Raw genomic sequence first — 11,462 nt, 5'->3', positions numbered from 1 at the left:
CCGTAGTCACCGATGCACCGTACCCATACTTTGTGCGCGTGCAGCTACCGCAGGCCCATCAGCCCCCCCCCCCGCCCTTCAACGCCCCCGCCGCCCGCAGACTTCGGGCCGCACTCGGCATGGGGCCCGAGCACGTCGCCTACGGCATGCGGGCCTCGTACGGACTGCCGTACGTCACTCCGGACCTGGTCACGGCCTGGGAGCGTGGGATCGCCGCCCCGAGCTCGCCCGAACTCACCGCGCTCGCGGGGGTGCTGTGGTGCTCGCAGGGCGAACTCATCGGGGCGCCTCGCACCCTGCGCGAGCACCGGATCGCGCGCGGGCTGGCGCAGGATGACGTGGCCCGCGCGGCCGGTCTGGAACTTCTCGCGTACCAGCGGATGGAGGAGTCCGACGCGTGGCGCGGCAACGAGCGGCAGTCGACCGCGCTCGCCGGCATCCTCGAACTGTCGCTGCCCGACTTCATCACCGTGACAGGGCGCGGCGAAAAGCTCGCGGACCTGCTGCGCAGTGCCATGACGACACGCTGGCAGGCCTATGTGCGACCGGTCGGGAAGACGGTGCCGCTGGACCGGCACCTTCTGGAGGCCGTCCTGGAGAAGATGCACACGGACTATCAGGGGCAGGTGGTCGCCACCCTGAGCTGGGGCGGTGGTTCGGCCGCGGCCGACTCCAGCGAGTCGGGACGCGCCTTCCTCGACCGGATCGTCGATCGTTTCTGGACAATGGTCCGGAGCGCCACCGACTGACGCACACGCCCGCCGCCCCGTGACCGTGACAGCACCGGGCCCGCCGGAGCCGCGAAGTCCAGGACATCCGGCTCACGGCCACCGCTTCTCGGCTCCCGGTTCCCGGCTCAAGGCCCCGGCTCAAGGCCCCGGCTCCCGGCGATCAGAAGACCGACTCGGCCTCGTCCATCCGGTCCTTCGGCACGGTCTTCAGCTCGGTGATCGCCTCGGCGAGCGGCACCATCACGACCTCCGTGCCGCGCAGTGCCGTCATCCTGCCGAAGTCGCCCCGGTGCGCGGCCTCGACGGCGTGCCAGCCGAAGCGGGTGGCGAGCACACGGTCGTACGCGGTCGGCGTGCCACCGCGCTGGATGTGGCCGAGAATGACCGGCTTGGCCTCCTTGCCGAGGCGGCGCTCCAGCTCGCGGGCGAGGGCGGTGCCGATGCCCTGGAAGCGCTCGTGACCGAACTGGTCGATCTCGCCGTGGCCGTAGTCCATGGTGCCCTCGACGGGGTGGGCGCCCTCGGCGACGCAGACGACGGCGAACTTCTTGCCGCGCGAGAAGCGCTCCTCGACCATCGCCACCAGGTGGGCGGGGTCGAAGGCGCGCTCGGGCAGGCAGATCCCGTGGGCGCCGGCCGCCATGCCGGACTCCAGGGCGATCCAGCCGGCGTGCCGGCCCATGACCTCGACGACCATCACGCGCTGGTGCGACTCGGCGGTCGTCTTGAGCCGGTCCATGGCCTCCGTGGCCACGCCGACGGCGGTGTCGAAGCCGAAGGTGCGGTCCGTCGACGAGATGTCGTTGTCGATCGTCTTCGGTACGCCGACGACCGGCAGGCCGGCGTCCGCCAGCATGCGGGCGGCGGTCAGCGTGCCCTCTCCGCCGATCGGGATGAGGACGTCGATACCGAATTCGCGGGCCATGTCCTGCGCGTTGTCGCAGGCCTCGCGGAGCCGGTCGCGCTGCAGACGCGAGGAGCCGAGGATGGTGCCGCCGAGAGCGAGGATGCCGCCGACCGCGTCGAGGTCGAGGGTGCGGAAGCGGCCTTCGAGCAGGCCGGCGTAGCCGTCCTCGAAGCCGATGACCTCGTCGCCGAAGTTGGTGACCGCTCGGTGCACGACCGACCGGATCACTGCGTTCAGCCCTGGGCAGTCGCCGCCTGCGGTGAGAACTCCGATGCGCATCGTGCTGTGTCTCCTGCTCGCTGTTGATGCCGGTGAGCCGATCCGATTGTTTCACGGCTCCCCGGCAGCGTCGCTTCCGTCCCGTGCATCCCGGTCTGCACCTCGTGACCTCGGGTCCGGCGGGCGCCTTATCCAGCCGCGGGGGTATTGTCAAGAGGGTTCTGCTCACCTCAGCGGGCCATTTTTCCGCGCCGTAAAGCGGGCAGGGTCGCGAAGAGTACAGACCGCGAAGACCACGACGCCCCGAATGCACTGTCGGGATGAAACGGAGAGCACGCGTGACGCGCAGCGTGTACGTGACCGGAATCGACCGCGGTGACGGCCGCCAGGTCGTCGAGCTGGGGGTCATGGAGATCCTGACCCGCCAGGTCGACCGGGTGGGGGTGTTCCGTCCGCTTGTGCACGACGGTCCGGACCGGCTCTTCGAGCTGCTGCGCTCCCGCTACCGGCTGTCCCAGGACCCGGCGACGGTGTACGGCATGGACTATCACGAGGCGTCCGCGCTCCAGGCCGAGCAGGGCACCGACGAACTGGTGTCGACCCTCGTCGACCGTTTCCACGGCGTCGCCCGCGAGTACGACGTCGTCCTCGTCCTCGGCACCGACTTCGCAGCCACCCAGCTCCCCGACGAGCTGGCCCTGAACGCGCGGCTCGCCAACGAGTTCGCCGCCTCCGTGATCCCGGTCGTCGGCGGTCGCGGTCAGAACGCCGAGTCGGTCCGCGCCGAGACGCGCAACGCCTACCGCGCCTACGACGGGCTGGGCTGCGACGTGCTCGCCATGGTCGTGAACCGGGTGGCGCCGGAGGACCGCGCCGAGATCCTCGGACGGCTCGACTCCCGCCTGCCCGTGCCCTGTTACGTGCTGCCCGACGAACCCGCGCTCTCCGCGCCCACCGTCGCGCAGATCACCCATGCCCTGGGCGGCAAGGTGCTCCTCGGCGACGACGCCGGGCTGGCCCGCGACGCACTCGACTTCGTCTTCGGCGGCGCGATGCTGCCGATCTTCCTGCGCGCCCTGACTCCGGGCTGTCTCGTGGTCACCCCGGGCGACCGCGCCGACCTCGTCGTCGGCGCCCTCGCCGCGCACAGCGCCGGCACTCCCCCGATAGCCGGCGTGCTGCTCACCCTGAACGAGCGGCCCAGCGACGAGATCCTCACCCTGGCGGCACGTCTCGCGCCCGGCACCCCGGTCGTCTCGGTGCCCGGGACCTCCTTCCCGACCGCGGCGGAGCTCTTCTCCCTGGAGGGGAAGCTGAACGCCGCCACACCCCGCAAGGCGGAGACCGCACTCGGCCTCTTCGAGCGGTACGTGGACACGAGCGATCTGCTGAAGCGGGTCTCCGCCCCGAGCAGCGACCGGCTCACGCCGATGATGTTCGAGCACAAGCTGCTGGAGCAGGCCCGCTCCGACAAGCGGCGTGTCGTCCTCCCCGAGGGCACCGAGGAGCGGGTGCTGCACGCCGCCGAGGTGCTGCTGCGCCGCGGGGTGTGCGATCTGACCCTGCTCGGGCCCGTCGACCAGATCCGCAAGAAGGCCGCCGACCTCGGCATCGACCTAGGCGGATGCCAGATCGTCGACCCGCAGACCTCCGAGCTGCGGGACGCCTTCGCGATGAAGTACGCCCGGCTGCGGGCCCACAAGGGCGTCACCGTGGAGCTCGCGCACGACGTGGTCGCCGACGTGAACTACTTCGGCACGCTGATGGTCGAGGAGGGTCTCGCCGACGGCATGGTCTCCGGTTCGGTGCACTCCACGGCCGCCACCATCCGGCCCGCCTTCGAGATCATCAAGACGAAGGCGGACTCCAAGATCGTGTCGTCGGTCTTCTTCATGTGTCTCGCCGACAAGGTCCTGGTCTACGGGGACTGCGCGGTGAACCCCGACCCGAACGCCGAGCAGCTCAGCGACATCGCCATCCAGTCGGCGGCCACCGCCGAGCAGTTCGGTGTGGAGCCGAGGATCGCGATGCTGTCGTACTCGACGGGCACGTCCGGCTCCGGCGCCGACGTCGACAAGGTGCGCGAGGCGACCGAGCTGGTGCGGCTGCGCCGCGCCGATCTGAGCGTCGAGGGGCCGATCCAGTACGACGCCGCCGTCGAGCCGTCGGTCGCCGCGACGAAGCTGCCGGAGTCGGAGGTCGCCGGGCAGGCGTCCGTGCTGATCTTCCCGGACCTCAACACCGGCAACAACACCTACAAGGCCGTGCAGCGCTCGGCCGGCGCGATCGCCGTCGGGCCGGTCCTCCAGGGGCTGCGCAAGCCCGTCAACGACCTCTCCCGCGGCGCGCTCGTCCAGGACATCGTCAACACCGTCGCCATCACGGCGATCCAGGCCCAGACCCCCGACCAGAAGGCTTCCCAGCAGTGAGCTCCCATCCGTCGCCCACGACCGCCGCGTCCGGCGGGCCGCGCCCGGCCACCGGTGCCTCGCGCGTCCTCGTCCTCAACTCCGGCTCCTCGTCGGTGAAGTACCAGCTGCTCGACATGCGCGACAGCTCGCGGCTGGCGGTCGGCCTGGTGGAGCGGATCGGCGAGGAGACCTCCCGGCTCAAGCACACTCCGCTGACCGGCGGCCGGACCCGCGAGCAGGTCGGCCCCATCGCCGACCACGACGCCGCGCTGAAGGCCGTCGCCGCGGAGCTGGCCGCGGACGGGCTCGGCCTGGACTCCCCCGAGCTGGCCGCGATCGGTCACCGGGTGGTGCACGGCGGGCAGCGGTTCACCGAGCCGACGGTCATCGACGACGCCGTGCTCGCGGAGATCGAGCGGCTCATCCCGGTCGCGCCGCTGCACAATCCGGCGAACCTCACCGGCATCCGCACCGCCATGGCACTGCGCCCGGACCTGCCCCAGGTCGCCGTCTTCGACACCGCGTTCCACACGACGATGCCGGAGTCGGCGGCGCGCTACGCGATCGACGTGCAGACCGCCGACGCGCACCGTATCCGCCGGTACGGCTTCCACGGGACCTCGCACGCGTACGTGTCCCGCGAGACCGCGAGGCTGCTCGGCAAGGCGCCCGAGGACGTGAACGTCATCGTGCTACACCTGGGCAACGGCGCCTCCGCGTCGGCCGTGCGGGGCGGCAGGTGCGTCGACACCTCCATGGGGCTCACGCCGCTGGAGGGGCTCGTGATGGGTACGCGCTCCGGTGACGTGGATCCGGCCGTCATCTTCCATTTGCAGCGTGTTGGGGGGATGTGCACGGACGAGATCGACACTCTTCTCAACAAGAGGAGCGGTCTGATCGGTCTGTGCGGCGACAACGACATGCGGGAGATACGCCGCCGCGTCGACGAGGGCGACGAGCAGGCCCGCCTCGCCTTCGACATCTACATCCACCGCCTGAAGAAGTACATCGGCGCCTACTACGCGGTCCTCGGCCGGGTGGACGCCGTCTCCTTCACCGCCGGGGTCGGCGAGAACGCCGCGCCGGTGCGCGAGGCGGCCGTCGCCGGGCTGGAGCAGCTGGGCCTCGTGGTCGACGGCGACCTGAACGCGGTCCGCAGCGGTGAGCCGCGGCTCATCTCGCCGCGGGACGCCCGGGTCGCCGTCGCCGTGGTGCCGACGGACGAGGAACTGGAGATCGCCACACAGACGTATGCGCTGGTCGAAAAGAGCAGTGGGAGCGGCGCCGGACTCGTGGAGAGCAACGCCTGAGCGGCCGACCGCCCATTTGTATCTTCCGCCAGACGGAATATTCCGTAGCGAAACAAACCGATAGGATCGCCCCATGCGCCGTTCGAAAATCGTCTGTACTCTCGGCCCCGCGGTCGACTCCCAAGAGAAGCTGGTCGCGCTGATCGAGGCCGGCATGAATGTGGCCCGCTTCAACTTCAGCCACGGCACGCACGAGGAGCACCAGGGGCGGTACGACCGCGTCCGGGCCGCCTCGGCCGAGACCGGCAAGGCCATCGGGGTCCTCGCCGACCTCCAGGGCCCGAAGATCCGGCTGGAGACCTTCGCCGAGGGTCCCGTGGAGCTGGAGCGTGGTGACGAGTTCACCATCACCGTCGAGGACGTGCCCGGCGACAAGCACATCTGCGGCACGACCTACAAGGGCCTGCCCGGCGACGTGTCCAAGGGCGACCAGATCCTCATCAACGACGGCAACGTCGAGCTGCGGGTCGTCGAGGTCGACGGCACCCGGGTCAAGACGGTCGTCATCGAGGGCGGCGTGATCTCGGACCACAAGGGCATCAACCTGCCCGGCGCGGCCGTGAACGTGCCGGCGCTGTCCGAGAAGGACGTCGAGGACCTGCGCTTCGCGCTGCGGATGGGCTGCGACATGGTGGCCCTGTCCTTCGTGCGCGACGCCAACGACGTCAACGACGTCCACAAGGTGATGGACGAGGAGGGCCGCCGGGTCCCCGTCATCGCCAAGGTGGAGAAGCCGCAGGCGGTCGAGAACATGGAGGGCGTCGTCGCCGCGTTCGACGCGGTGATGGTGGCCCGTGGCGACCTGGCGGTGGAGTACCCGCTGGAGAAGGTCCCGATGGTGCAGAAGCGCCTCGTGGAGATGTGCCGCCGCAACGCCAAGCCGGTGATCGTCGCGACCCAGATGATGGAGTCGATGATCACCAACTCGCGTCCGACGCGCGCCGAGGCCTCCGACGTGGCCAACGCGATCCTGGACGGCGCGGACGCGGTCATGCTGTCGGCGGAGTCGAGCGTGGGCGCGTACCCGATCGAGACCGTGAAGACGATGTCGAAGATCGTCGTCGCGGCCGAGGAGGAGCTCCTGGCCAAGGGCCTCCAGCCGCTCGTGCCGGGCAAGAAGCCGCGCACGCAGGGCGGTTCGGTCGCCCGCGCCGCGTGCGAGATCGCGGACTTCCTCGGCGGCAGGGGCCTGGTGGCCTTCACCAAGTCCGGTGACACGGCCCGCCGGCTGTCCCGCTACCGCGCGACCCAGCCCATCCTCGCCTTCACCACGGACGAGGGCACCCGCAACCAGCTCACGCTGAGCTGGGGAGTCGAGTCGCACATCGTGCCGTTCGTGCAGAGCACCGACGAGATGGTCGACCTCGTGGACCAGCAGCTGCAGCGGCTCAAGCGGTTCAACGACGGCGACATCGTCGTGATGACCGCCGGCTCGCCGCCCGGCGTCCCCGGCACCACCAACATGGTCCGGGTGCACCACCTGGGCGAGGGCGGCCACCACGGCTGACCGCCGGGCCCCGTACACCGCTGAGGGCGCCCCCTGTGACAGGGGGCGCCCTCAGCGTCTTCTGCGGCTCCCGGAAGGGCTCTCGGCGGTGCTCAGTCGGTCGTGTACTGGTGCAGCCCCGGCACGGTCAGCGTGCCGCCGAACTGGCCCGCCTGCACGACCTTCACCTTGGTGAAGTAGATGAGCGGGATGTTCAGCGGCGGCGGGTTGTCCGGGTCGAACGTGATCGGGATCAGACCGAGCAGGTTTCCGGAGATGCTCTCCGTGTACATGATCGTCTTGCCGTCGCGGATGGTGGACGTCGAGCCCTTGGCGGCCTGCACGTGGTAGGTCTTGCCGGACTGCTTGTCGTTCACCGTCTGGTGCAGGTCCCCGATGTCCGTGCCGTCGGAGATGACGTACTTCAGGACCCTCTTGGTGCTGCCGTTGGCCGTCTTCACCTTGACGATGCCCTTGTAGTCGGCACCCTTGAGCAGCAGCGAACTGGCGTTCAGGTACCAGGGGTCGTCCGGCAGGGCCACCGGGTTATCGACACCGCCCTCGTCGTCGGTCGCGACCGGGCAGTCCGAGGCGTCGGTGCTCTCGCTCGCGGACGGGCTGGGCGAGGCGGTCGCCGCGTCGGCGGCCTCCTGGACCTTCTCCGTGGCGTCCGAAGCGGCCTTGGAGGCCGTGTCGGTGGTGTCCTTCACGGTGTCCTCGACCGTCTTGGTGACCTTGTCGGTCGTGTCCTTGACGGTGTCCGAGACGCTCTTGTCGTCCGACGCGGAGGAGTCCGTGCTCTCGCTCGCCGACGCGGACGGCGTGGGGGTGGGGCTCGCCGTGTCGTCGGGCGTGAGGAGGTCCTCGAGGGCGTCGCCGACACCCAGCGGGTCGAGCGGGTTCTTGCTGCTCTCGGACGCGGACGGGGCCGGCGTGGACGCGGCTCCGTCCGAGGAGCTCTGCGAGGTGCTCGCGGAGGACGAGGAGGCGGACGGCGTCGGCTCGGCCTGGTCGTCGGAACCTGAATCCGACGAAGAGGTCGTGTCCGAGGAGTCCGAACTCGACGAGGGCTCCGGTGTCGCCTTGTCCGCGGACTCGCTCGCGCTCGGCGAGGCGGAGGGCGACGCCGTATCCGACGCGTCCTTGCCGTCCTCGGAGCCCGTCACGGCCTCGACGCACTTCTGGTACTCGTCGGCCGTCAGGCTCTTCGCGGTCGGGTGGTCCTCGGCCTGGGCCAGCGTGGGGGTGAGGCCCATTCCCATGAGGACAGCCGTGGGCATGGCCGCCAGGGCGATCGCCTTGCCGGCCGGCATGTGGAACCTGGTGAACAGCGGCTTCCTTGGGGCCGCGTGGCGCGGCCCGGTTCTCACACGGGACTCGTCCACCTCAGTCCCGTGGGTCACCTCGTCAGCCGGCACTGTGCCTCCCGTTCGCCCCGTTGGTCGGGCTCGTTCCTGACAGATCGTTCGGCTCACCCACACCGTTCGCGGCGATCGCGGGCTCGGCGTCGAGGCCCTCCGGGCCGTCCCCCTTGGCGAGGGAGGCCGACGCGGGCCGCTCCTCGGCGGCAGGTGCGCCCGGGGCCCAGGAGACCGCCATCGCGCCGCCGATCATGGCGAACAGAAAGCCGATCAGGAAGCCGCCCAGGTTGGCCACCGGGATGGACACCAGGGCCAGCAGGATCGCCGCCACACCAGCGAAGGTGCGGACGTGCTTCTGGAACCAGAGGCTGATGCCCAGCACGACGAGCAGAACGCCGATGATCAGGGAGCCCGCGCCGGCGGTGGTGGCCATCGCGAGCGTGAGGTGACCGATCTGGAGGTTCGCGTACGGGAAGTAGGCGATCGGGAAACCGCCGAGCAGGACGAACAGGCCGGCCCAGAAGGGACGATCGCCCCTCCAGGTACGGAAGTTCCGCCGGAAGACCCGGAGGTAGTGCTCGTCGTGTCCGGGCGCGGCAGGGGTCTCGGCGCTCATGGAAAACAGCTCCCTGGAACAGCTTTGCTGTGAGAAGTACGCGTGAGTGGTCCGCGTACGGCGGTGCGGAGCGGGGCGGGCGAGGCTGCCGGAGCCTCCTCACCCGCCCCAGGGAGTGCCTAGTAGCACTCCTTGACGCCCTTGGACAGCGACATCTTCAGGCCGCTGAGCTTGAACGTGCCGGCGGTGGTCGCCCACGCCGTCTGCTTGACGTCGGTCAGCGTGGCCGAGTCGGCCTGCTGAGCGAAGCCGTAGGGGTTCGCCGTGTCGCCCTTGGCAATGCCCGGACCCTTGCTGGCGTCCTTGGCCGCAACACCGATGTCGATGCCGCGGAACGTCGCGTTGGCCTCGAGGTCCTCGACGTCGATGTACAGGTTCTCGGCCTCGACCGGGGTGTCGCCACCGCCGGCCTTGAGCACGAGGCTGACGGACCCGAGCAGCGGGATGTCCGGGGTGACCACGGACTGGCACATGCCCTTGATCGTCGCGGACTTGAACGCCGAGACGGCGACGGGGTGAGCCGTCTTCTTGCCGTCCAGGGTGTAGCCCGAGTCGATGGCTCCGTACTGCGAGAAGCCGGTACCGTCGAGTCTGTCCGCCGTCACCTTGAACGACTGACCGGAAACGCTGAACGACGCGGCGAGAGCACCCTGCGCGAGGGCGACACCTATCGCTGCCGTGGCGGCCACGCTGGGCACCATCACGACTGCGAACCGCTTCCATCTGGTCCCGCCACGCACCTGGGACTCCATATTTCCTCCTTCTCGGACGTACATCTCCTGGCCCTGACTGCCCCGAAGTCGGCGGCTCAGCCGGGCAGGGATGGGAGAAGTGCTACGTCCTCGGGAAGGAGAGCGCCCGTACTCGGAGGTGCGTACAGCACCCGAATCACCGGCGATCACCCCCGAGCGACAACCACTGGTCGCGCCTGACACACATCACGCACAACCTGCTGGACAGGCTCCGCCGAACGGCAGAGACCCCCCTGTCCAAGAGCCGGCGCCACTGCCGTCGGCTCTACTCGGTGGGGACCCAGAAAATCCGTTGACCCGATTGGTTGTCGGGGTACGGGAATGGACCGAGCGTCGCCGATCGTGGTGCATTCTCGCCGCCCGCACAAGGGGGTTCGTTACTCGCTAGTAACGGCCGGATAACCGAACAACGACCCGTCGGTATCGGGCGGCGACGCAGGGTGGCATCAGGTGGGGTGACACAACGGTTGATTAGTGGACGGAATCCGACAGACCAACAGCCCTGACTTACTCCAAGTAACAGCGGCCGCGTTTACCAAGATTTGGTAAAGCGCGGCCACGTGTCGACCTGTCGGCCAATCTTTCACCTGGGCATCACAAGCCCCGGCGTTTAGAGACAGGTCAGAACAGAGCCCTGGCCAACGCCCGGCGCGCCGCCACGACCCGCGGATCGTCGGCCCCGACCACCTCGAACAGTTCGAGCAGCCGCAGCCGTACGGCGTCACGGTCGTCGCCCGCCGTGCGCTGCACCGTGTCGATCAGCCGCCCGAAGGCGTCCTCCACGTGCCCGCCCACCAGGTCCAGGTCGGCGGCGGCGATCTGCGCCCGCACGTCGCCGGGCTTGTCGGCGGCGTCCTTGCGCACCTGTTGCGGGTCGACGCTCTGCACGCGCTGGAGCAATTCGGCCTGAGCGAGACCCAGTTTGGCCTCCATGTTGGCCGGGTCGTCGCTCAGCACGTTCTTGTACGCCTGGACGGCACCCGCCAAGTCGCCCGCGTCCAGGGCCTGCACGGCGGCTTCGAGGAGCGCGTCGTACGGGCCGGCAGGCACCTCGGGCGCGGCCTGGGCCTCGCCCGGCGCGGCGTCCGGGTCGACCGTCAGACCGGTGAGCCCGAAGCGCTGTTCGGCGACCTGGACGAGCTGGTCGAGGGTCCCCCGGATCTGCGCCTCGCCGGCGGCTCCCTGGAAGAGCGGCAGGGCCTGTCCCGCGACCACCGCGAAGACGGCCGGGATCCCCTGGATCCCGAACTGCTGCATCAGCATCTGGTTGGCGTCGACGTCGATCTTGGCCAGGACGAAGCGTCCGGCGTACTCGAGGGCCAGGCGTTCGAGCAGCGGGCTCAGTTGCTTGCACGGCTCGCACCACTCGGCCCAGAAGTCGATGACGACGGGAACCTCGGTGGACCGCTGCAGGACATCGCGCTCGAAGCCCGCCTCGTCGACGTCGATGACGAGGCTGGCGGGGGACACGGCCCCTGTTCCGCCGCCCTGCCTGGCCGCTTCGGCGCGCGCCTGCTCCGCCTTCGTCTTGGCCTCCTGGGCCGCCTTCACCGCGGCGAGGTCGACGACTCCGCTCATGGACATGTTCCGTGGCTGCATGAGTACATCCTCCCCCTTCCGCGCGCACGTGTGAAAAACGTGGTGAAAGCCAGACCTGTTACGTCTCGAT

Annotated in this window: 9 protein-coding genes; 4 read left to right on the top strand and 5 right to left on the bottom strand. The window is 69.6% G+C overall.

Translation table 11 applies throughout. From position 1 onward, the window contains the following. Positions 1-119 precede the first annotated feature (119 nt). Entirely contained in the window at positions 120-749 is a 630-nt protein-coding gene (locus H305_RS0133305; protein WP_028804277.1) for a helix-turn-helix domain-containing protein, read from the top strand. 142 nt (positions 750-891) lie between these two features. Here H305_RS0133305 and H305_RS0133300 read toward each other — a convergent pair whose 3' ends face one another. Further along, a complete protein-coding gene (locus H305_RS0133300) occupies positions 892-1,917 on the bottom strand; it encodes an ATP-dependent 6-phosphofructokinase (RefSeq protein WP_028804276.1) in 1,026 nt (341 codons plus the stop codon). Positions 1,918-2,195: 278 nt separating this feature from the next. Between H305_RS0133300 and pta the strand changes: the two genes are divergently transcribed. The 3 genes from pta (at position 2,196) to pyk (ending at position 7,085) form a co-directional block, all read left to right on the top strand. Next, positions 2,196-4,286: a phosphate acetyltransferase gene (pta, locus tag H305_RS0133295; RefSeq protein WP_028804275.1), complete on the top strand. Its 2,091-nt coding sequence runs from the start codon at positions 2,196-2,198 to the stop codon at positions 4,284-4,286. After that, positions 4,283-5,578: an acetate kinase gene (locus H305_RS47725; protein ID WP_051371217.1), complete on the top strand. Its 1,296-nt coding sequence runs from the start codon at positions 4,283-4,285 to the stop codon at positions 5,576-5,578. The genes pta and H305_RS47725 overlap by 4 nt, the downstream gene beginning before the upstream one ends. Positions 5,579-5,651: 73 nt before the next feature. Next, on the top strand, positions 5,652-7,085 hold the full coding sequence (gene pyk / locus H305_RS0133285) for a pyruvate kinase (protein ID WP_028804274.1): 1,434 nt from the start codon (positions 5,652-5,654) through the stop codon (positions 7,083-7,085). Positions 7,086-7,177: 92 nt separating this feature from the next. On the opposite strand, the gene H305_RS0133280 is transcribed toward pyk, so the two are convergent. The 4 genes from H305_RS0133280 to H305_RS0133265 all read right to left on the bottom strand — a co-directional run bounded on the left by H305_RS0133280 (position 7,178) and on the right by H305_RS0133265 (position 11,392). Then, positions 7,178-8,482 carry a hypothetical protein gene (locus tag H305_RS0133280; RefSeq protein WP_028804273.1) on the bottom strand — a complete coding sequence of 435 codons (1,305 nt, stop codon included), beginning with the start codon at positions 8,480-8,482 and terminating at the stop codon, positions 7,178-7,180. Then, positions 8,472-9,041, bottom strand: a complete 570-nt coding sequence (locus tag H305_RS0133275) for a DUF6114 domain-containing protein (RefSeq protein WP_028804272.1) — start codon at positions 9,039-9,041, stop codon at positions 8,472-8,474. Before H305_RS0133275 ends, H305_RS0133280 begins: the two co-directional genes overlap by 11 nt. Before the next feature lie 119 nt (positions 9,042-9,160). Next, the gene (locus H305_RS0133270; protein WP_028804271.1) at positions 9,161-9,793 is read right to left on the bottom strand and encodes a DUF6230 family protein; all 633 of its coding nucleotides are present in this window, start codon (positions 9,791-9,793) and stop codon (positions 9,161-9,163) included. Between the two features lie 621 nt (positions 9,794-10,414). Then, positions 10,415-11,392: a tetratricopeptide repeat protein gene (locus tag H305_RS0133265; RefSeq protein WP_028804270.1), complete on the bottom strand. Its 978-nt coding sequence runs from the start codon at positions 11,390-11,392 to the stop codon at positions 10,415-10,417. Between the last annotated feature and the right edge of the window lie 70 nt (positions 11,393-11,462).

It is taken from the genome of Streptomyces sp. 142MFCol3.1, assembly GCF_000424945.1.
Taxonomy (GTDB): Bacteria; Actinomycetota; Actinomycetes; order Streptomycetales; family Streptomycetaceae; genus Streptomyces; species Streptomyces siamensis.
This window is presented reverse-complemented; position numbering and strand designations above follow the sequence as displayed.